Source organism: Acinetobacter nematophilus (genome assembly GCF_026344175.1).
Lineage (GTDB): Bacteria > Pseudomonadota > Gammaproteobacteria > Pseudomonadales > Moraxellaceae > Acinetobacter > Acinetobacter nematophilus.
In genome coordinates this window covers 1-22,342 of record NZ_JAPKMY010000008.1, presented here as the reverse complement: position 1 = coordinate 22,342, position 22,342 = coordinate 1, and the positions used below count along the sequence as shown (strand labels likewise).

Genomic DNA, 22,342 nt, shown 5'->3' with positions numbered 1-22,342 from the left:
TCTTTTTTCAATGTTGAATTTTTTGAAATCCATCAATGATCAGTGGCAAGAATCGGATGTTGTTTAATCCAATCCTGAGTTTCTAACTTAGAAACCGATTTGCCATGGAATGTCATGACTTTAAGCCCACGAATAGCGCCCTTATGATAAAGCGCTCTAAAACATTGCTCAGGAAATAAGTGTTTTTCAATGAGGTGCTTAATCAAAGCACTTTGGCCCAAAGGCGCAAACCAATTGATCAACCACATGCGATCACCACAATTCCAATTTTGTTGGCTATAGATCCATGGTTCTGAATGTACATATTCAGCCTCAGATTGTTCATCTAAATTCGCCCATGAAATATAGCCCAATGGTTGAGAACCCTGACTAAACAGTGCAAATTGACGACTTTTAATCACAGGTAAAACACGTCTTGCCATATCCGATACTGTTGAGTGCTTACAATTTTCAGATAAAAGCCACAACCATGTCATTGCGCCAAGAACCTCAGCTTCATTCCATTGTTCTTTGGGAAATAACGCGGGTGAAATGACATCTATATCTTCAAATTTCATGGTTTCAACCTATTCTTTTTAAATATTTATTTGGCTTAATGATTAGACTTAATACATCCAGTTCAGGCTAAAGCCTGTTGTCACCTTATCTGTTCTATAGTGGTCTGGTTTTTTTAATGGTGTGCCAACAAAAACGTCATAACTGACGGATTTTAAAATTTGACCACGCAATCCAAAGGCAGCACCCATTAAGCTGGTTCCCAACAATGGATTAGGTTCATACGCTGTTTTTCCACCGACCTCACCATAATCAATGCCGGTGTACCATTGCATGGGTAGCTTAAACATCGAGCCACTAATTTCATTGCGGACCAAAAATCCATTGTCTGCCAATAAAGTCTGTTCACCATCAAAACCTCTTACGGTATAACGGTTCCCAATCGAAAAACGGTCTTGAGGTGTCAATGGTTTTTGACTATGTTGAGTTCGCCATTCAGCAAGATATTGTAGTGCTTGATTGCCCACCTTAAATGGAACTTGAAGACTAGCATTGGCTTGTAAAATCCCAACATGGGTATAAGCTTCACCAAACTCTTCTTCTGGGGCACGCATTGCATTAAATGCGCCTGTACCACGCTTATAGGTTAAATTTCCGTTTAAGGTTGCATGGGCTAAATATTCGGTATGGTCCAGACTGGCTTTCCATCCTGCTGTCTTACGGCGCTGTACTTCTATTTCTACATCATTGATGAAGTTTTGCGATTCTCGATACCATCCACCAACACTGGCCGTAGTTTTGCGTTTTGCATCTCGATAAAGGACACGCGATAAATCTGCGCCAATCAGCTTACTTTTCCCGCTATAGCTATAACTTTCACTGGCGCCTGCAACCGTCTGATTATAATCAGATTGGCTATAGCTGCTACTCAGCATCCAGTATCGAAACGGAATGCTATAACTTAAATAATAACCATCTGTGCCACGTTTACCCGAATCACCACCACCAAGATCATGGTTATAACTGCCATAAAATAAATCATTTGCGGTAAACAGATGGTCTAAAGATAAAGTTGCTGTGCCTTGATATTTTCCTGTTGAATCTGAACCTGCATCATCAATCCCCAAATGAATGCGGTAAGGCTTGGATTGTTGCCAAGCGAGTTCCAGATCACTGTACCCTGGTTCTTTACGTTGCTCTGAAGGTTTAATCTTAAAATCTGCTTCAACAGTCGGTACGCGTTTAAAGTTTTCTAAACCTTGCTCAATATCTCGAATATTTAAAATACCCCCAGTTCGAACAGGCAAAGCATTAAATTTGTGCGCGCGCTTAGACGTCCCTTGAGCAAATTGTACTTGGTCAATCTTGCCTGCGATGACTTGGAGTTTAATTTCACCAGAAGCGATGTTCTGTTGAGGCAAAAGCATGCGTGTAGTGACATAGCCATGACTAATGATGCTGTTTTGGATTAAATCTAAGGCTTGGTTTAATCCCTGTACTCCAATACAGCGTCCAATTAAATTATGTTGACCTTGGGTCACAGGACGCATCGCAAAAGTAAATTTACGAGCATCATCACCAATCAATACAAACTTTTTAATGTCAAAACACACATCTTCACTGTGTGATTTTAGATATTGGAGCTGAGGCTGTGTAATTAATTGTTGCGCCAAGCCCGTCTGTACTACAGCTTCAGGCTGTAATTGTTTTTGTAATGCTTCATCACGTTGTTGTTGGCGCTGTACAGCATCTGTCGTCAACGCTGGATGTATTTGTGGATCATCTGCACGTGTAGTTGTTCCCAAAATCATGAATAAAACGGCTATCGTAACCTTATTAAATTTTAAATTTTTCATGTCAATAGTAATTGTGATGTACTTTACGTTTTATTATGTTTAAATGTTTACACTTTGTAAATAGGACAAGCAGTATAGTCTTTAATAAATTCTAAACAATATTTTAAATTATACAATAATCAATAATTTGTAGTCATAAAAATGCCCATACCTTAAAAAAGTACGAGTTTGTAAACATTGATACTTTTCTCAAAAAAATGAGCAATAGACTAAAAATATCGCATTTAAAATATTTATTTTAACTTAACTCAAAACGGCATTATTGCACAAAGACTTAAATGTTAATACTTACTCAAGCAACTCAAATTTAGGGCATAACTTGGGGGATTAGCTCGACCTAATTCCACAAATTTATCGGCTCTACTTTGCAAGATTAATCATTCAAACATTACAGTTCAGTATCTTCTAGAGAACAAATTTTTGTATCTTTCCAAGGCATTGCATTCTTTCTTAGTAGAATGACTGCATGTACTTTCTTATATAAAATCAAATTTCGATAGTGCATTATTCTCGAATAATATTAGTGATCGAGGGTGATAGTAATTTAGGCAAAAAGCCCTTTAATATTGATTTAAAGGGCTTTTTACAATCAACCAAACATCTCTAAATTGAGTTTTATGAAGATGGCGTCAGTTGAACCAAATCAATAATATTATATTTTATTGATATTTTATTTTTCATACAACTCCAATTCACACAATCTTGATCACTAATTTTTTGTATATTTATTTATGGACCAATGAGTTTGATAAACTACTAACAATTCCCTTTCTTCGCTTGCCCTGGTGGACAGAAACGTCCATTCCCATGACCATCATTATAACGACCATCATTCAGTCGGCCTTCTGGATCAACAACAATACTTCCTTCACGTGTATGTACAGCACAAGCCGTAAGCCCCACGCTGCCTAATAATGTCATTAGTAATAAAAAATATTTCATGATCGACTCCTCTTTGATAAGAAAATAAAATTATTTCGCATTTTCTTCAATCTATATTTTGTTATCTGTGATCACTTAAAACTTAATCAAGATAAATATTTTTTATCCGGGTATAGAGTACATATGTAAGTTCATATTTATAGATTGCGCTGATTAACACGTTTTGATAACTCTTCAGCTGACTCTTTTCGCTCTGAATAACGATCTGTAAGATACTGACTTTGCCCACGTGTCAGTAGCGTAAATTTATACAGCTCTTCCATTACATCGACAATTCGATCATAGAAGGATGAAGGTTTCATCCTGCCATCTTCTTCAAACTCTAAAAAAGCTTTTGGAATCGATGATTGGTTAGGAATGGTGATCATGCGCATCCAACGACCTAAAATACGCATCTGGTTTAAGCTGTTAAATGACTGCGAACCACCACTCACCTGCATCAAGGCCAAAGTTTTTCCTTGCGTTGCGCGAATTGCACCGCCTGCCAATGGTATCCAGTCAATTTGTGATTTAAAAATTGAACTCATAGCGCCATGACGTTCAGGTGAGCACCACACCATTCCTTCTGTCCAAGCAAGTAAATCATGCAATTCTTTCACCTTTGGATGCTCAGTATCTGCATCTTCAGGTAAGGGCAAACCTTTAGGATGAAAGATTTTCACTTCAGCACCAAACTGCTCCAAGATACGTCCTGCTTCCATTACCGCCAATCGGCTATATGAACGCTCACGGTTAGAGCCATAGAGCAACAAAATACGAGGTGAATGATTCAGCTCCTTTGCCCGTACTTTATCTAAAGTAGGTTGATCGAGAAGATTCATATCTACATTTGGGAGAGTCATAGAATTGATACCTCTTCTTTAAAAAACTTTTTTTTAAGCCACAAAGACACACTGACTAAAGCAATCAACACAGGCACTTCAACCAATGGTCCAATTACCGTGGTAAAAGCGACTGGTGAAGCTAAACCAAAGGTTGCAATCGCTACAGCCAACGCCAACTCAAAGTTGTTCCCAGCAGCAGTAAACGAAATTGCTGTGGTTTTAGGATAATCGTTCCCCATCCATTTGCTCATAAAGAAGCTAATGAAGAACATCACGATGAAGTAAATCGTCAATGGAATGGCAATACGCAAGACGTCCATCGGTAAGCTCACCACATCGTTACCTTTTAGGCTAAACATCGCCACAATCGTGAACAATAAAGCCAACAAACTCAGTGGACTGATTTTAGGTAAGAAAACATTTTGATACCAATCCAGACCTTTTGCTTTCATTAGAGTGAACCGCGTAATAAAGCCAAGTAAAAATGGAATTCCCAAATACACCAATACCGCATGGGTAATCGTCCAGAAATCGACATTGATCACTTGCCCTGCAACACCAAAATAAGGTGGTAAGAAGGTCAAGAACAACCACGCATACGTACTGAAAAATAAAATTTGGAAGATGCTGTTAAAAGCGACCAATGCAGCTACATATTGGTTATCACCACAGGCTAACCCATTCCATACCAAAACCATTGCAATACAGCGAGCCAGTCCTATCAGGATTAAACCTGTCATATATTCAGGATAGCTATGCAAAAAAATAATAGCTAATGCAAACATCAATGCTGGCGCAATCACCCAGTTTTGTAGCAGTGATAAAGTTAAAGTTTTTTTGTCTTTAAATACTTGGGGTAGCGCTGCATAGTTCACTTTGGCTAAGGGTGGATACATCATCAGGATCAAACCAATCGCAATTGGAATATTAATCGAATCCACACTCATCTTATCTAAAGCAACGGAGGCTTGCGGAAAAAACACACTGATCGCAATCCCCAATGCCATGGCAATAAAAATCCATAGCGTAAGGTTGCGATCTAGAAAAGATAATCTTTGTTGAGCCATAATGTTCTCATGCAATCTCTGAGATGCGATTGATTGCAGCAATCAATTCAGGGCGTGTCATATTTGCTGTATCCAGTGCCAATAAAGCGTCTAAGCGTCGATTGATATGATCAACAGTCATTTGGAATGCTTTTAATTTTTCTTCTTTCGGCAAATCTAAATGTGAAGGATCAGCCAAACCCCAATGCGCCTTAATCGCTCCGCCCAAATAAAGTGGACACGCTTCCTGAGCTGCTGAATCGCAAACAGTAATCACCACGTCAGGTTGATATTGTTCACAGTCATCAATGGTTTTGCTCCACAAAGCATCTGTTGAAAGATCAAGATTTTCTAATGTCTCAAGGGTCAGTGGATGTACTTGCCCTGATGGCTTACTACCAGCACTGTATGCTTTCCACCCTTCAAGTGCGCGACTGTTAAAAAGCACTTCTGATAGAATGCTACGGCAACTATTGCCAGTACATAAAAAAAGAAATTTCATACGCTATTACTCACAATAACTTTTTATTTGGATAGTATGAGAATCTTTATTCGCTATGGTTCGAGTGCTTACCAAAAGATTCAGAACGTCATGGCACCATGTGGGTAACTGAGGATTAATGCTGTAATACACCCATTGGCTTTGTCTTCGGTCCTGAAGGAGACCAGAAGAACGTAATAATGCTAAATGCCTAGAAATCTTTGGTTGACTCAGTTGCAACTTTTCAGTCAAATCACAAACACATAATTCTTTATTCTCAGTGACTAAAGTCACGATATTGAGCCGAGTTTCATCTGATAAACATTTAAAAAAATTAACTTGGTCCATTCTTATCTTCCCTTCACTTATTTGGATATACAGATAATCATATACAAAAAGTAAACTTTTAACTTACTCGTTGACCATTTTCATCAATCACTTTTTCACCATCCTCTTTCGCAAAGGCACCCTTTTGAGGTAATGGTAAAATATCTAAGACAACTTCTGAGGGACGACTTAAGCGAGTGCCTAGATCAGTAACAACAAATGGTCGATTAATCAATATTGGATGATCAAGCATAAAACCAATTAACTGCTCATCACTCAAATTGCTACGATCAAGATCTAAATCCCGATAAAGATCTACATTCTGGCGAATGGCCTCTCTTACTGTTAATTTTGCGTCCTGAATCAATTTCACTAATTCATCATGACTAGGTGGTGTAATGAGATATTCAATCACAATTGGCTCGACTCCTGTATTACGGATCAAAGCCAAAGTATTCCTAGATGTTCCACAAGCTGGGTTGTGATAAATCTTCACATTTGATGAAGTTGTCATCGCATTAAGCTCTTTTGAGATTTTACAACACCTTTATATATGAATTATCATATATATGCAAATCCATATATAATTATCCCAAAAATACTCTAAATTAACAAATGGGTCAAAGCGAAACCAGGCATGTCCTAATAGATTCAAATATAGCTTTCTGGTTCACCTCAATTTTATGTTGGATAAATATTTAATCATCTCAAGATAAGAGGCTTTTTTAGCCTCTTTTTTCCATACTATAATTTTAGCAACCAATTTTCTACTTACTCCCCATATCAGTCCATGATCTTTACACGTTCGTCCCAATATTGCATTCAATTATATGCAGAGCGAATACGGTTCTGTGGCGCATAGGCAAGTTGTTGTTCAATAGCATCAGGGTTGAATAAATTCGATTCATTCACTAATGTACTAAATAATGATCTAAATCCATGTGTAGTCATTCGCCATGCATACAATGCAAGTTATACTTACGTCACGATGTTATTAATGGATGGTGTTAATCCTGTATTCGTTGCTGATCAACTTGGCCATAGCTTGCAAATGCTAATCAAGCGATATGCAAAATGGATACATGGTGATAAAAATAGGATAGAGATGGCAAAACTAAATACAGGCACTTAATAAGTGCCTTTTTTAATATTTATAAGTATGTGGCGAAAAAGGTGGGGGGTGTGGCAAAAATGTGGCAATAAAAAAGCCACTTAAGATAAGTGGCTGATTTATAACAAGAATTTTGGTGGAGATGGCGTCAGTTGAACTTGATCAACAACCTACTGTTTTATTTAAATTTTATTTTTATACAAATCAAATTTACCCAATTTTGCCCCATTAGCTTTTTGTACATTTTTTTATGGGTTAAAAACTCTAACTGTAAAAGAGTTAATCGGACTACATGCATATCTTTAAATTCTAAGTGTGAGTACAAATTCTTTATGAGCAATTAACTACTCTATTGTGATTTGCATGTAGCGTGAAATCAACGGTACTGTTATCTAGTCCATTCTCTCCAGTAAAGTTTGGCCTGTGTAACAAACACTTGTATGATTACTCTACAGAGTATTTTTGCTAAAACACTAGGGTCTATTGACATTTAGGTTTCATAATTTAACCTACAAGGGGAGCCATAAAAATATACAAGCTAATGCAACAGAACTTTCATAGTTCCGTTTTTAACTTGTCGTATCGAGTGGCTATCCCTCTAAATTGCTTTAACCTACAAAACATATTTCCTACTAAGTGCCTGATTTTATATAAATACCAATCCATATGGTCATTGTTTGATTGGCTATTGGATTTTTTAGGTATATTCGCTTTTGTTCCAGTTGCTCTAATCTGCTGTCTTAATGGCTCTGAATCGTAGCCTTTATCTGCACATACAATCTCTGCCTCATTTAAATCGAGTTTTGAAATTAAATCAGGTGCGACCTTAATATCATGTATGGTTCCATCAGTAATAATGAAATCAATAGGATTCCCATTTGAATCTACTACTAAATGTATTTTGGAGGAGTTTCCTCCTGCACTTTTAGAGATTGCCTGATCAGCTATACCCGCAGAATGTTGATGAGCACGAATATGGGAACCATCGATGAATAGCCATTCCATATCGGTATTCAGTGATAATAATTTGAATATAGTGAGTAACTTACCACTAATTGACCAGCGATTAAAACGTTTAAAAATAGAGTTCGGTTGTCCAAAGCAAGTGGGTATGTCACGCCAAGGACATCCAGTTCTTATCCTATAAAGAATCGCTTCAATAAAATTTCTTAAATTTGAGTTGAGATGAATGGATAAATTACGCAAAATAGCTTTCAACTTTTGCCAGGGTTGATCTGTTAACATGTTACGAGGCATAGCGAATAGTAGAATTGGGTTTGGCGATTTAATTTTACTACTTCGCTATTTTTAATCTAAAAGTGTCAACACACCCTATATAAAAAAAATCTAATTAATAGTTCTTTTACATTGCTCACATCAACTTGGCCTGAGGACTTTGTTTTTGGAAACAGCAGACACAAACTACTTACCCTCATCAAAATTTTTAAACTCTTTGGAAAGGTAACTGAGTGTTTTAACTTGTTTTCCATAGCGGCGGCATGAACGGCAAAGCAATAAATGAATTTGTAAATTGCCCTGCTCTCGAAATTGAAGTGTTCGATCTAATCTTTCAGATAATAGCTGGGTGGCTTGGCGACAGGTTAACATGAGCAATCATCCTTCAATAACCATTTGTTTTCTAAACATTCGCGTAATCTTGTCCGACTTCTATACATGAGCACATTTAAATTAGTCACAGTCAGTCCTAGCTTTTCACAAATTTCATCTGAACTTAGTTCAATCATTTCTCTAAGCATGAAAACTTGTGCATATTTGGCTGGTAAATGATTCAAACAGGCATCAAAAATAATCCAAAAATCTTGTTGCTCCAATATTTCTTCTGGACTGGGCCATACTTGAGGTGCTTCATATTTATTCCAATGCCCAGAAGCATCAAATAATGCATCTATACTTTGTTCACTGTCCTCATCATTAAACAATTCACTCATCGTCATTAAACGAGATTTTTGCCGAATTAAATCAAAAATCTTGTTTTTTAAAATTGCAAAAACCCACGTTTTAAAAGCTGCTCGGCCAGTAAAAGAATCAATATGTTGAAATGCGCTCATTAATGCTTCTTGAACAGCATCTTCAGCCTGCTGTAATGATGACAGTTGTAGAATTGCGAATTTCAGCATTTGTTGTCGTAACTCTATTACAAAAGCTGGATTTTGTAGTTGTTGTAATATTTCTTGATTCGCATTTTCAGGCTCTACGCTCATCCATTTTCCTCATCATTTGTATGGGGTAGATCTAACAATTTCAATCGAATTAATAGTACTTTTAACTCATCGATCTGGGTTTGAATCTGAACGCTAGAAAAATCAGGAAACGTCGCTTTTATTAAACTTCTAATATCTTGTTCAACTAACTCTTGTTGATTGAGTTGTTCAATCACCACAGCGAATAAAACAGATAAGCTTTCTACGCAGATATTATCTTGATCATTTCGCCAAACCAATATAACACTAGGCATAGGCTCAACTTCAGCAATCATCGTGCTTGATGACCATTGATAGACTGGATATTGATAAACGAGCACCCAGACTTGAGTATTTAACTGCCATTCACTCTGCTGAGTAAGGAGTTTTTTTTCAATTTGAACTGTATCTAAATAGAGTTCAAGCCATTCAAAATGTAATAGCTCAGCTAACCAGGAGTATTCGTGTAAGCTGGGATGCTGACAATCTGTCAGATACTCTCTAAATTGTAGGGAAATATCATTATAAAACGGTGATTCACATTGCGCTTGTTGGAAAAACTCAGTTAATAACTTTTGCCACTCTATCGCAGGTAATATTGCACGAGTAATGGGATAGACCAAGTCAATAAAAGAACAAACATTATTAAAAAGTAAATCTCGATAAATCTGCATTCGTTCCGCAGGGAAAGCTTTTGGTAACTCAGATTGAGGAAAGCGAATCCAATTACAAAACTGCTGCTGTGTAGCTTGGAAAGATATTTGCTCTGTTTTCATCACCGCCCTCCTGCTGCTGAATTGTTTTAATTCTCGTCATTTCATCTTGTAACTCTTGCCATGATGGAATATTAAAATCACGCTCAAGTAATGTTGGTTTTACACCACATACTTGATAAGTATATTGTAATAATTGCCAGACAGAATCGCATACTTCAGCACCATGCGTATCAATCAATAGATTTTGTTCAACTTGTTCATGCCCAGCAATATGTATATAACGAATCCGCTCTTTTGGCATTGCTCGAATAAAGGCATACCCATCACTGCCGTGGTTTATACTGTTTACATAGACGTTATTCACATCGAGTAATAACTCGCAGTCTGCCTGCTGAAGCACTTCAGATACAAAATCGGCCTCACTCATTTCAGCATTTGGCATCAAATAGGTTGAGACATTTTCGATCACCAGCCTTTTACCTAAAATATCTTGGACACGTAAAATACGTTCGGCTACATATTTAACTGCCGCCTCAGTCATTGGAATTGGCATCAAGTCGTATAAGTAGCCACGATCATGGGTATAACTTAAATGCTCGGAATAAATCGGGATATGATAATCTTCTAAAAACCCTTTAATTTTTTGAATAAACTCTAAATTGAGTGGATGTGGCCCACCAATGGATAAAGACAGCCCATGACAGATTAAAGGTGCTTTTTCCACACACCGAGCTAATAACTTTGCATGCCGACCACCAAAACCTATCCAATTTTCAGGCGCGATTTCAATAAAGTCTGGCACTTTTTTAGCACTTAAAAACTCATCAATAAAATCCCTTCTTAGCCCAAGCCCTACACCAGCCAAATTAACCATGGTGATACTCCAACTTTGGAAATGATGCCGTCTATGTGATTGATAGCGACATCATTCTTTAACTGATTGACTATTTACTACCACACTTGCCATCAGCAACTTTTTTATCAGCACCACATTTCGCATCCGTTGCTTTCTTCGTTGCACCACATTTACCATCTGCTGCCTTTTTATCAGCACCACATTTTGCTTCAGCTGCTTTTTGTGATTTCGTCATTTTGTTCGATCCACACTTGGCTTCACCACATTTTGCATCACTGGCTTTCTTCGCATGGGTTTCTGTCGAATGCGTTGTTGGGGCTGCTGATACTTGAGTTACACCAGCAACAGATAAAGCTAGCAGTGCTGCGACTGATGTGATTGAGTTGAGTTTGTTCATTGTTCTATTCCTTTAAGATAATTTACCGTGTTGTACTCAGGTACATATAGTTAGACGACTTAAACTGCCATTTATTACAGTCCAAATTAAAAATTGTGTAAGAAACACAGTTATCACCCGACTAATTACTATTCAATCGCAGTCGGTGTGAAATTATCGTGAACAATTTTATTTATGCTTTATCAAAAAAATACCAAATATTTTGTAGTCTCATAAAACATGGTGATGGTATCGCAGCACTTACATTAAGACTTTATTTAGTCCCTATATTCTGGATGGCAGGTACAAACAAACTTGCGCATTTTCAACAAACCGTGGAATGGTTTGGTAATACAGATTGGGGCTTAGGTTTACCATTCCCGATGCTGTTAGCAACCATTGCGACTTCTGCTGAAATTATTGGAGCAATTCTATTAGCCTTTGGTTTCTTGACCCGGTTAATTAGCATTCCACTCATTATCACCATGCTTGTTGCCATTGTTACGGTACATTTACCAAATGGATGGCAAGCAATAGCTGATCCCAATGCTCCATTTGCTAGTGCTCAAGTCCTAGCTTCAACTGAAAAGTTAGAAAAGGCGCGTCAAATCTTAGAGACGCATGGAAATTATGATTGGTTAACCTCAAGTGGATCATTTGTCATATTAAATAATGGTATTGAATTTGCTGTAACTTATTTAGTCATGCTATTAGCATTAATTGTGCTGGGCGGTGGGCGCTATCTAAGTTTTGATTACTGGGTGAAGCATTTTTTCTTAAAATGAAATGAATGAGGGAATAAAGTTTATTCCCTTATATCTCTCACTAGTAACTATTAAAGCAACTTGGATTACGCTTTAAACCAAAATCAGAAAGATATACTCAAGCTGCAGGCTTACCAAGAGGTCGTACCAGCCTGTTAACTGAAGAAACACGTGAAAATCAACGTCGACGTTTAGTTAAAGCAGCAATTAGTGTATTCGCTGAAAAGGGGTTTGCTACCACAACGATTGCTGACATTGTTAAAACAGCACGAGTATCTAAACAGGCATTTTATGAAATATTTGAAAATAAAGAAGATTGTTTTCTCGCCGCTGATGATTTAGGTCGAAAAGCCTTGTATGAACAAGTGCTTACGGATATCAAAGCTCAGGGGAGCAACGGCGATCAATGGATCAGGTCTGCTTTACGTGCCTATTTACAACTGTGTGTTAGTGAACAGGACTTCACTAAGGCATGGGCAATTGAATTCCCTAAAGCTGGGAGTCGATGTTTAGAGCAACGCAATTTATTTTTTTCAGAATTAGGACAAAGACTTAAATTAATTCATAGTGCTATAAAGATCAAACAACCTGAATTGTGGGTAGCTGTTCCTGATTTATTTTATGACGCGGCGATTGGCGGAGCTTATGAAATTATTTTTCGTTATATCTGTCAAAATAAATTTGATGATCTGTTAAATATTGAAGATGATTTAGTTGACTTTATAAAATTCTCGATCATCTATAAACAAAATATATAAATAATATCAAAATTATTGATGAATTAATTGTAAAGTATGACTAGTAAAATTACATCATTATTACTTTCTATATTTTTGGTAAAAATTACGGCAAATATTACGGTGTAGAAGGCATTTGGACGCTTTGAGCTATTGCTATCGTATTCAGTGAATTACTCTATCCACTTATTGTTAAATTTTCTGAATTTAAACATAGAACCAAGCTTATCACCTTACTTAAGTATTTTTAATTGAAAGTGAATTTTCGCTCTTTTAAAAATATGTGATTGGGAGTGCTTAGAATAAGGAAGTACCTCCAATCTTCTGAAATATTTAAGAAATAAAATGCAAAATCAAATTTATTGTAATAATATAACATTACACTTGCTTTGTGTGTTCTTACTATGCTTTCCAAATTTTATCTAATTTCTTCATGTTCCTTACTCTCAAACTTAGTCTGGGCACAAACATCTGATCCAACGAGTTCCCTGCCCACAATTGTCATACAAGCACAAAAAACAGATCAAAATATCTTAACAACATCTGCATCAACTAAATTTACCCATAATGTACTTGATACCCCTTCCAGTCGTAGCTTTCTTTCTCAGGAGGTTTTAAAACAGCAAGATGTGCAACGTATAGATGATGCATTAAATCAAGTGAGTGGCGTATTTAGCCAAACCAATTATGGTGGCGGCTTCTGGGATAATTTCTCATTCCGTGGATTTAGTACTGACCCGAATATCGGGCCGCAAATTATTCGTAATGGATTAAGTGTAAATCGTGGTCTCAGTGCGTCTCGGGATATGGTCAATATTGAATCTCTAGAGTTTCTAAAAGGTCCAATGGCTGCACTATATGGACGTGGAGAAACAGGTGGTTTACTCAATATCAATACTAAAAAGCCAGCATGGGAATCATCTAGTGAAATCAATTTACGAGCGAATAGTCTAGAAAAATATCGTACTAGCTTTGAGCATACCGCTCCTATTAACGACCAATTAGCATATCGTTTTGCTATTGCACATGAAGATAATAAGAGTTTTCGGGACTATGTGAGTAATTCACGCTGGTTTTTTTCTCCGCAATTAAGCTGGAAGTTATCCGATCGAACTCAATTGGACTTAGACACAGAATTCACTCGCGTAGAAGGATTATTTGATCGTGGTATTAGTGCTTATCAGAAACAAATTGTGATGAATCCAAAAACCTATACAGGTGAAACAAATGATGGAAATCATTTACAAACTGATAATTTTTATCAAATTCGACTCACGCATGAGTTAAATGACGATTGGAAGGTCAAAAGTGCTGTAAGTGTGAAAGATAGTTTGTTAAAAGGTTTTTCAAGTGAACCTCGTCGTATACAAAGCGATGGTCGTACTTTAGAGCGGCAGCGACGTTATCGGGATAATAAAAGTGATGATGTGTTATTCCAAACAGAAATGTTAGGCACGATCCAGCAAGACTGGGCAAAACATGAAATATTGTTAAGTGCTGAAACAGGACAAATGAAATATCGCCAATTGCAACTACGCCGTAATCACAGTTCAGATAGCACCAACATCATTGATATTTACCAACCTACCTATGGAAAATATTTACCAAACCTTCCCCTATTTATTGACACTGAGGATCGACAAAAATACTTCGCCTTCAATATCCAAGATCAGATATTTTTAAATGATCAATGGAGTGTTTTACTTGGTCTACGCTTTGATCATGTCACACAAGAATTTGTGAATAAGATTGCCACGACCTCAAATCAAAAAGACTTACAACAAACTAGTCCACGTTTTGGTTTGAACTATCGTTTGAATGATGCATGGTCAGTCTATGCCAATTATGGCCAATCATTTGCAATTAATAGTGGGATGGATCGTAATAATCAAACCTTTGACCCAGAAAAAGGTCAAAGTTATGAGATTGGCAGTAAATACCAACTCAACCCACAAAGTCTGATCAGTATTGCATTATTTAAAATGGATAAGGAAAATGTGCTCACAACAGACCCAATAGATAACAACTTCCAGATAACGGCGGGAGAAGTCTCTAGCCAAGGGATAGAGCTAGATGTCGAAACACAACTGAATGACCAGTTATCGCTCCGTGCCAACTATAGTTACACAGATGCTCAAATTGAGAAGGATCAAACGCTTGCTAAAGGTTCCCGCTTAAGTAACGTTCCCAAACATAGGGGTTCAATTAGTACAAACTATGAATGGACGTTATCAAACAACTCAAATGTAGGCGTTGGGGCAACAGCTGTTTATATTGGGAAACGTAGCGGTCATAGCACCGATAACGGATTCAATCTTCCTGAATATATATTAATTAATTTAAATGCTTACTATGTGCCAAGTGAACAAATACGTTATCAGTTCAACCTACATAACCTTCTCGACAAAACTTATTACACGGCGAGTTATAGTGAAATGTGGATACAGCCTGGTGAACCGTTGAATGCATCATTGGCAGTGCAATGGAAATTTTAAAATATTTGAATGAATGGGTTAAGGCTAGCTAAGCTGATATAGCCTTAACCATTAAACTTATAAAAGTGTAAACATATTGTCAGCATCGAATATAACCGCCAAGCTTTTAATACGCATTAACATTACCCTGTCGCGCTATATGGTCTAGACAGTTATAATTTCATCCCCCCAATAGCTCATAATTAACTTCTGATTGCCATGCCCCAACAACCCTCTTATTGGCAAAATCTATTCCGCTTAGTCCATATTTATGCAGGAATATTTGTTGCGCCATTTATTTTTATTGCCGCATTTACGGGTTTTCTGTATGTCAGCACTCCGCAATTAGAGCAATATCTTTATAAGGAGCAGTTGTATATACACAGTGAAACTCGCCCTCAACAACAACTGAGTCTGCAAGTTCTTGCAGCTCAGTCAAAGATGGCAGAATCAGCAAGAATTACTGAGCTACGTCCAGCACCAGCATCGGATCAAACCACTCGGGTTATTTATTCAGATCCAGAAAATAAACTGAATAACCAAGCAGTTTTTGTGAATCCGTATACATTAAAGGTTATGGGGCAACTACCTGTTTATGGTACGAGCGGTGTACTTCCCTTAAGAACGCTAATCGATCAACTCCATAGCAATTTACTACTGGGTGACGTTGGAAGATTCTATAGTGAGCTTGCAGCAAGTTGGTTAGCAATTCTCAGTCTGTCAGGACTTTATCATTGGTATAAACGTAGAAAACAATTTTATCAGAGCAAGACCGTCCGAAATAAAGTTTTAAAATGGCATAGCTCAATTGGAATAGTCTTGCTTCCATTATTACTCATTGTTGCGATTACAGGACTAACTTGGTCTAAATGGACAGGTGAAAATATCCGCATACTTCGCCAAGCCTTGAGTTGGCAAACACCAGTTCTCGTTAGCTCTCTTTCGGCTACTCATTCGATTGATAGTCATGCACGTCATCATACCGATATGGGTCAAATGGGCCATCAGCCGCTTATAAAAGCAGAAGATTTTGATCAAGTGCTACAGGTTGCCAGACAAAATGGTATTCGCGGTGCTGAACTTCAAATAAAACCACCGACAACGATGAATACAACATGGACAGTTTCTGAAATACGTCGTCGTTGGCCTACAGAAGCAGATAGTATCGCTATTGATCTTAGAAATAATAAGGTTATTGATCATTTACACTTTAAAGATTTTCCAATCGCAGCAAAACTCACACGCTGGGGTGTTGATGCGCATATTGGTGTTTTATTTGGTTGGGTCAATCAATTGATCTTAATGATCTATGCACTTGCTCTATGCTTTCTGATTCTTTTGGCTTTTTGGCTGTGGGGCCGTACATTTAATTTAAAACAGACAACATCCAATTTCGTAAAGCAGAGCTTACAACTTTGGCGAAATGGTAATATAAAACAGAGATTTCTTCTTCTTCTGTCTCTGGTTATCCTTCTAATTTGTTTGCCTACCTTAGCAATCAGCATAGCCGTGGCTATTGCTTTCATCATGCTTAAACAGTATCAATCCAGATTGTTATAATTGGTTGGCTAGGCACTAAAAATAGTGCCTAGCCACTTTATTAGGCAATTTTATCGAGTTGGAAATCTTCAAAGAACTGATAAGGTGAACCCGTCTTAGTCTCTAAAACTTCAAAATAACCATGGTAATCCCCCCCTCAAAATAATTGAAATTAAAAGTAGAAAATCGAATAATCCTGTTCAAGGAGATTTTTTATGATGGATATTTCAATGATACACGACTTAAAGAATTAGAGGCTGAAAATGCTCGTCTGAAACGTATGTATGCTGACGAACGCCTTAAAGCAGATATTCTTCAGGATGCACTGTCAAAGAAGTTATAAAGCCTGCACAACGTAAATCTCTTGCTCAGCGAGCCGTTGAACAATTTAAGATTTCAGTGAGTAAAGCTTGCTTCATCTTTCAACTTAGTCAAACCTGTTATCGTTATAAAGCTCAATTAGATGAGCAAAATAAGATGATTGCAGACTGGCTACTGAAGCTCACCAACGAGAATAAGACTTGGGGCTTTCAGCTTTGCTTCTTGTACCTACGTAATGTCAAAGGCTACTCATGGAACCATAAACGTGTTTATCGAATTTATAAGGAGCTTGAGCTTAACCTAGGAATTAAACCCAACAAACGCATTCAGCGAATAAAGCCTGAACCGTTTACAGTTCCATCAGCACCAAATGAATCGTGGTCAATGGACTTTATGCATGACCAACTGAGTGATGGTCGTAGTTACCGAATTCACAATGTTATTGATGATTATAACCGTGAGGCATTGGATATATTGATTGATTTTTCTTTGCCAGCTCAACGAGTACTGAGGGGATTGGATCAATTAATTACATGGCGAGGTAAGCCAAAGCGTATCCGTAATGATAATGGACCCGAATATGTTAGTGATTTGATGGAAGCATGGTGTACTCAACATGGAATTGAGCATGTATTTACCCAACCAGGTCATCCACAACAGAATGCTTATGTCGAACGCTTCAACAGGACGGTTAGATATGAATGTTTGAATCAATTTTTATTTCGAGAGCTTGAAGAAGTTAAAGACTATACAACGATATGGCAACATTTTTATAATCATGAACGACCACATATGTCAGTTGATGGTAAACCACCTAAATTTAAACAATGATAAGGACTTTGCCTTTCTACTTATAAAATCAATTTAAAATGGGAGTATTACCCCATGACCTAAAATTAGCTAATTTCGCTCTTTCACACTTTGTAATTGGATTTTTACTTTCTCATTATCTAAGAAACTAAAATTTCCTGCATACAGCTCATGTTTATTATGATCAATATTACTTGTCCGCTCTAACCAAAAAGTCTGATCTGAATAATTTTTTAAATCTACCTTCATACCATTACAGCCTTCACAAAATGCCGAACATTCAGCACATGGAAGTGCTCCTTTTTCCAGAAGACATCTTCCCAGACGGTTGACTGTTTTTAGTAGTTCATTTCTCTGCATAGACCTCAGCATTTGATCTTTCCAAAGTTTCGCATTTTTCGTTGGTGAAATGACCACATGTGCATCTCGATCTAAAATGATTTGTCGGCAGCATGTAGTGTCATTAGAAACAGAGTCAATTCGCTTATCTGGTGGAGTTTAATCAAGTAAATCTAAAAGTACTTGCGAATCACTGACATTGTTCATCCATATCTGAACAGCACTTATTTGCAGGTTTTTTAGCATTTATATCGATATACAGTTTACGCCATTAACGACGTAATTCAGGCTGTTGTTTCTCACGTTTCCACTCCCCCTGACCTAAAAACTTCAAACCAGTGGAATCCACGAGTAGATGTGACCTATCGCTACTTTTTGGATAGCTAATCGTAATATCAATATGCTTTTGTCTTCTACAGAAGCTAAAATAATCTGGGGCTATATAATCTAACCCACTGAATCTAATGAGGCTATGAACAAAGCCTCTGACCATAACTAAAGAAAGGTGAAATAGAGATTTGATGATTAAGCAGCATTAAATAGCTGTATTGGAGTAGGTTTGATTTCGACCTTGCTTGCATTCTAGTTGAGCATACCACTCTATTTTTGGATTAAACCAAATGGAAATATTACCTCGGTTAATGAAAGCTCGATTACAGGAAGACCAATTGGTTGTACGTTAGGTTTTTGGGGCAGGTTTATTCATCTAAGAATTATATTGCTCAATAAGCCTTTAGAGATAGGTTTGTGCAACAAAGCCGTTTTTAAATAAACTACACAACATTCAGAATTATAGGTTAATTTTCTCTAAAATTAATCATTAAACAAATTAACAAAATAAACTTAACACCATTGAAAGTAAAATGAAAGCTAGCACTAAATATGTATTCAAAGTATGAGAAATTTTAATAAATTTTCACATAATCTACATCTAAAAATTCAACTAACTCATATTTTACTAATAACTCTCTCCAAGTACCTATGTAATTACCTTTCAAATACTCCTCATCATAAAAAATTTTCTTTAATTTAAAATTATCTATTTTATATCCTTTAGTCATCATTAAGTAATTACTTATTGCATCATAAGTTAACTGCTCATTACTTGATGTACTCTTAATTAAATTCAAAATATTTTGTATTGGAAGTTCTACCCAGCAGTCTTCATATGTTTCTCTTAAGTATTTTTCTTGGTCTGAATAAAATATTAAATATTTATCTACATTCATTAGATCCAATTCTCCATCAAATTTAATTATTTTGATTTTTGACAACCAGAACAATGCAGCAATCATCACTTCTTCTTCTAATGAAACCTCTTTTAACGAAATGAGTATACTTTCATTATTACCACTTGATTTTATTGCAATCAAAATTAATATTTTTAACACACCAATTTTTAATCTAAGACTTAATCCTTCAATAATAATTTTAAAATTACTATCTTTTATCCACCACAAACATATGATTGTCTTTTTTGACATCAGTATTTCTCTTACTTTTATCTAAATTTAAAAAATGAATGCACCAACTTTTCTAAAAAAGTTGGCTCATCAATTTTCTTAATCTTTATTTAGAAGAATTTGAATAAAAATAGATACTGTATTGAGCATCGGATTATTTTTAATCAAAAATCTATCAAATCAGCATTTGATAATAATTTCTAAATTTTTGTTATTTCATTACTGTTCAATATAACCATCTACATCAATGACTACTCGACGGTTAGGCGCTAAACAATTAATGAGTTCTGTTCTCGATAAATTGTTTTCACACTCAGTAACAGATTGTGCAGATCCTCGTCCTTGTGAAGTCACGATATTGGGATTTACTCCTCGATTAACTAAATACTGTTTGATGCTTTCAGCACGGTCTTGAGAAAGCTTTTGATTATAGGAAGGTGATCCTAATCGATCAGTATAGCCTGTGATTCTGATTGAATTGAGTACTTTAAATTTCCCCAACTCCGTGATCAAACTATCTAAATCCACTCGTCCTTTTGGATTCAAATTTTGGATATCACTTTTATCAAATTTAAATAATGCATCTGCACCTAAGGTATAACGCTGTGTTGTTACTTTGTCCTCAATCGGTTCTTTAACAGGAGGTGTCAAATTCGGGGGACATACAGCATTTTCAGGATTGATTGGATTCCAGTAAAAACTACGTGCATACATATTTTGATCAAATAGAACCTTAAATTGGCACGTTGTTATATTATTTTCACCTTGACCAGGGGTTGTAAAATGAAATAAATAGTTCCATTCACGAGGTCTCCAACCATCATCATATTGAGGGCGTCCAATCAATTCATATAACTGATCTTTAGTCATCCCGTCTCTGATCTGATTTAAACTTTGTAAATTTGGAAAGGTCCCTAAATCTTTATTAAAGGTTACCTTTTCTGCGTTGTGCCATTTAGGTTGCTCTGTTGTACCTTCTTGAGTAATGATTGTTCCAGTGGTACATCCACCCATTAGTCCCGCAAATAAACCCAATATCATTAATTTTTTCATGATTAAAATCTCGCATCAATTCTGTTTTAGGTAAGTTGAATTCAATTTGGTGTAGTGTCAGATACTTTTAAATCCTCAAAAGTATCTGACCTTTTGTTAAAAAGTTACCATTGAATTCCTGTGCCGACTGTTCCACCAAAATCGCCACGAGAGTTACCGCTTCCACTTATTTTGAAAACCCATCGACCATTATCTGATATTGATGACATACCAATCGCATAGCCACTCTCACCTCGGAATGTACCGCCACTGATTGCCATCATGCTTTTCCCTGGGATATAAGCCTGTGGTAAACCTGCTGTAGCTAATGCTTGTGCATTACCTGCATTGGCACGATTTTCTACATCATCGATGCGTTTGTTTGTTGTATAAAAGGCTTGTTCAAGTCGATTACTCACATTGGTCACACTTTGATCCAATGAGTTAAGTGCATCACCCACATTATTGTACGAGCCTCCACCAACGTTATAGGTTGGACCAGTATTGGTCTCATAATTAGCACCACCACCTAAATAGTTGTATATGTTCGTATTACTCGCATGTAATTGTGAGCCGTTTATAGCATCTGTTGACGTTGAACTAATGGTACCATTTGTAACATTGGTTACTTTATTTCCTCCAGCATTAATACCTGCTTGATCAATAACAACATTTCCAACTGTTACTTTATCGCTGGTCACTGAACCTGATTTAACCGTATCAAAAGTCACATCTTTTTGAGTTGCAACTTGATAGTTCGTACTACCATCTGCATTCTTACTGGAGGATACAGTGATATTGTCACCTGCAGTGACTGTTGATTTCGCTGCAGTTGCAGCCTGTGTTGCATTTTGTGCAACTTGCTTTAATTGATCTTCTGTTGCAGCTTGACCAGAAACAATATTATTTGGATCCCATGTGGTGTTCGATAAACCGTTTACGGTACCAGCATCACCATTTACTGAAACTTGACCTGCAGTGATTGTTCCTTTTGATCCATCAATTTGAACATCACCAACTTGGATTATTCCCGCACTACCATCAATCGATACAGCATTATTTCCTGAGCCAACTTGAATTTGGTCACTTAAACCCACTGTAATATTATTACCTGTATTGGTAACGGTAACTCCGCTAGCTTTATCGCCATTAATATTTACTGTATCGCTTGGTTTAACAGTACTTGTCGCATTTGATCCAGAATCTGTTGTGATTTTCCAACCTTGGTTTGCATTTGCTGCCTGATCATTGACATATTTAATTGCATCATCAATGTTATTCTGACCAGTACCACCAATATTGCTCCAACTAATCTGGTTATTCACATAAAGTGCATTACCGCCAAACAGTTGGGTCACATTGCTACCTAAACTATTAAGCTGACTGCCATTAACCGCATCTTTAGAGTCTGCACTAATCACACCTTCAGCAACATCAGTGATTTTTTGGTCTCCTGCACTGATTCCATTTTTGGTAATGCTTGGTCCATTTGCAATGACTAATCCATTTGATGTAATCGTGGTATCTCCAACGGTTACTTTATTGAAATCGACATCATCAGCTGTAGCAACAGTATAAATTGTTTGACCATCCGCCCCAGTTGTTGAACTGACCTGAATATTTTTACCTTGT

At 36.8% G+C, this 22,342-nt stretch carries 21 protein-coding genes and 5 pseudogenes; 7 read left to right on the top strand and 19 right to left on the bottom strand.

Going from position 1 to position 22,342, the window contains the following annotated elements:
• Window positions 1-32 precede the first annotated feature (32 nt).
• From OSH00_RS14390 to OSH00_RS14345, 9 genes and pseudogenes are all read right to left on the bottom strand, one after another.
• Entirely contained in the window at window positions 33-557 is a 525-nt protein-coding gene (locus OSH00_RS14390; RefSeq protein WP_266130992.1) for a toxin-activating lysine-acyltransferase, read from the bottom strand.
• Between the two features lie 48 nt (window positions 558-605).
• On the bottom strand, window positions 606-2,351 hold the full coding sequence (locus OSH00_RS14385; protein ID WP_266130991.1) for a ShlB/FhaC/HecB family hemolysin secretion/activation protein: 1,746 nt from the start codon (window positions 2,349-2,351) through the stop codon (window positions 606-608).
• 756 nt (window positions 2,352-3,107) lie between these two features.
• Window positions 3,108-3,293 carry a hypothetical protein gene (locus OSH00_RS14375; protein ID WP_266130990.1) on the bottom strand — a complete coding sequence of 62 codons (186 nt, stop codon included), beginning with the start codon at window positions 3,291-3,293 and terminating at the stop codon, window positions 3,108-3,110.
• Between the two features lie 137 nt (window positions 3,294-3,430).
• Window positions 3,431-4,135 carry an arsenical resistance protein ArsH gene (arsH, locus tag OSH00_RS14370; protein WP_266130989.1) on the bottom strand — a complete coding sequence of 235 codons (705 nt, stop codon included), beginning with the start codon at window positions 4,133-4,135 and terminating at the stop codon, window positions 3,431-3,433.
• Complete coding sequence (arsB, locus tag OSH00_RS14365) at window positions 4,132-5,184, bottom strand: ACR3 family arsenite efflux transporter (protein WP_266130988.1); 1,053 nt, start codon at window positions 5,182-5,184, stop codon at window positions 4,132-4,134. The genes arsH and arsB overlap by 4 nt, the downstream gene beginning before the upstream one ends.
• A 7-nt stretch (window positions 5,185-5,191) precedes the next feature.
• Window positions 5,192-5,665 carry an arsenate reductase ArsC gene (locus OSH00_RS14360; protein ID WP_266130987.1) on the bottom strand — a complete coding sequence of 158 codons (474 nt, stop codon included), beginning with the start codon at window positions 5,663-5,665 and terminating at the stop codon, window positions 5,192-5,194.
• 6 nt (window positions 5,666-5,671) lie between these two features.
• On the bottom strand, window positions 5,672-5,992 hold the full coding sequence (locus tag OSH00_RS14355) for a metalloregulator ArsR/SmtB family transcription factor (protein ID WP_266130986.1): 321 nt from the start codon (window positions 5,990-5,992) through the stop codon (window positions 5,672-5,674).
• Between the two features lie 58 nt (window positions 5,993-6,050).
• Window positions 6,051-6,485, bottom strand: a complete 435-nt coding sequence (arsC, locus tag OSH00_RS14350; RefSeq protein ID WP_266130985.1) for an arsenate reductase (glutaredoxin) — start codon at window positions 6,483-6,485, stop codon at window positions 6,051-6,053.
• 311 nt (window positions 6,486-6,796) lie between these two features.
• A pseudogene (locus OSH00_RS14345) lies at window positions 6,797-6,934 on the bottom strand (tyrosine-type recombinase/integrase); the annotation flags it as partial.
• On the opposite strand from OSH00_RS14345, the pseudogene OSH00_RS14340 reads away from it, so the two are divergent.
• A pseudogene (locus OSH00_RS14340) lies at window positions 6,921-7,103 on the top strand (site-specific integrase); the annotation flags it as partial. The pseudogenes OSH00_RS14345 and OSH00_RS14340 sit on opposite strands and share 14 nt — an antisense overlap.
• Before the next feature lie 488 nt (window positions 7,104-7,591).
• Here OSH00_RS14340 and OSH00_RS14335 read toward each other — a convergent pair.
• From OSH00_RS14335 to OSH00_RS14310, 6 genes are all read right to left on the bottom strand, one after another.
• Window positions 7,592-8,339, bottom strand: a protein-coding gene (locus OSH00_RS14335; RefSeq protein WP_266130984.1) for an IS5 family transposase whose coding sequence is annotated in 2 segments (ribosomal slippage) — window positions 7,592-7,651 and window positions 7,653-8,339 — 747 coding nt in all. Because the reading frame shifts where the segments join, the coding sequence is not laid out codon by codon here.
• Window positions 8,340-8,504: 165 nt separating this feature from the next.
• Complete coding sequence (locus tag OSH00_RS14330; protein WP_266130983.1) at window positions 8,505-8,690, bottom strand: zf-HC2 domain-containing protein; 186 nt, start codon at window positions 8,688-8,690, stop codon at window positions 8,505-8,507.
• A complete protein-coding gene (locus OSH00_RS14325; protein WP_266130982.1) occupies window positions 8,684-9,304 on the bottom strand; it encodes an RNA polymerase factor sigma-70 in 621 nt (206 codons plus the stop codon). The genes OSH00_RS14330 and OSH00_RS14325 overlap by 7 nt, the downstream gene beginning before the upstream one ends.
• Complete coding sequence (locus tag OSH00_RS14320) at window positions 9,301-10,059, bottom strand: HvfC family RiPP maturation protein (RefSeq protein WP_266130981.1); 759 nt, start codon at window positions 10,057-10,059, stop codon at window positions 9,301-9,303. Before OSH00_RS14320 ends, OSH00_RS14325 begins: the two co-directional genes overlap by 4 nt.
• Window positions 10,010-10,873: an HvfB family MNIO-type RiPP peptide maturase gene (locus tag OSH00_RS14315; RefSeq protein ID WP_266130980.1), complete on the bottom strand. Its 864-nt coding sequence runs from the start codon at window positions 10,871-10,873 to the stop codon at window positions 10,010-10,012. Before OSH00_RS14315 ends, OSH00_RS14320 begins: the two co-directional genes overlap by 50 nt.
• Window positions 10,874-10,943: 70 nt before the next feature.
• Window positions 10,944-11,252, bottom strand: a complete 309-nt coding sequence (locus OSH00_RS14310) for an HvfA family oxazolone/thioamide-modified RiPP metallophore (protein ID WP_100885835.1) — start codon at window positions 11,250-11,252, stop codon at window positions 10,944-10,946.
• A 158-nt stretch (window positions 11,253-11,410) separates the two neighbouring features.
• Between OSH00_RS14310 and OSH00_RS14305 the strand changes: the two genes are divergently transcribed.
• The 6 genes and pseudogenes from OSH00_RS14305 to OSH00_RS14280 all read left to right on the top strand — a co-directional run.
• On the top strand, window positions 11,411-12,016 hold the full coding sequence (locus tag OSH00_RS14305; protein ID WP_266130979.1) for an HvfX family Cu-binding RiPP maturation protein: 606 nt from the start codon (window positions 11,411-11,413) through the stop codon (window positions 12,014-12,016).
• Between the two features lie 131 nt (window positions 12,017-12,147).
• Window positions 12,148-12,315 (top strand): annotated as a pseudogene (locus OSH00_RS14300) (TetR family transcriptional regulator); the annotation flags it as partial.
• A gap of 33 nt (window positions 12,316-12,348) precedes the next feature.
• Window positions 12,349-12,753 (top strand): hypothetical protein, encoded by a 405-nt coding sequence (locus OSH00_RS14295; RefSeq protein ID WP_266130978.1) that lies wholly within the window; start codon window positions 12,349-12,351, stop codon window positions 12,751-12,753.
• 383 nt (window positions 12,754-13,136) lie between these two features.
• Window positions 13,137-15,227: a TonB-dependent siderophore receptor gene (locus OSH00_RS14290; protein WP_266130977.1), complete on the top strand. Its 2,091-nt coding sequence runs from the start codon at window positions 13,137-13,139 to the stop codon at window positions 15,225-15,227.
• A gap of 198 nt (window positions 15,228-15,425) precedes the next feature.
• Complete coding sequence (locus OSH00_RS14285; RefSeq protein ID WP_266130976.1) at window positions 15,426-16,766, top strand: PepSY-associated TM helix domain-containing protein; 1,341 nt, start codon at window positions 15,426-15,428, stop codon at window positions 16,764-16,766.
• A 214-nt stretch (window positions 16,767-16,980) separates the two neighbouring features.
• Window positions 16,981-17,897 (top strand): annotated as a pseudogene (locus OSH00_RS14280) (IS3 family transposase); the annotation flags it as partial.
• Between the two features lie 69 nt (window positions 17,898-17,966).
• Here OSH00_RS14280 and OSH00_RS14275 read toward each other — a convergent pair.
• The 4 genes and pseudogenes from OSH00_RS14275 to OSH00_RS14260 form a co-directional block, all read right to left on the bottom strand.
• Window positions 17,967-18,921 (bottom strand): annotated as a pseudogene (locus OSH00_RS14275) (IS5 family transposase).
• A gap of 199 nt (window positions 18,922-19,120) precedes the next feature.
• Entirely contained in the window at window positions 19,121-19,699 is a 579-nt protein-coding gene (locus OSH00_RS14270; RefSeq protein ID WP_266130975.1) for a hypothetical protein, read from the bottom strand.
• A gap of 198 nt (window positions 19,700-19,897) precedes the next feature.
• Window positions 19,898-20,731: an OmpA family protein gene (locus tag OSH00_RS14265; RefSeq protein ID WP_266130974.1), complete on the bottom strand. Its 834-nt coding sequence runs from the start codon at window positions 20,729-20,731 to the stop codon at window positions 19,898-19,900.
• 104 nt (window positions 20,732-20,835) lie between these two features.
• Window positions 20,836-22,342 (bottom strand): YadA-like family protein (locus OSH00_RS14260; protein WP_266130973.1); only part of this gene is annotated, 1,507 nt, incomplete at its 5' end.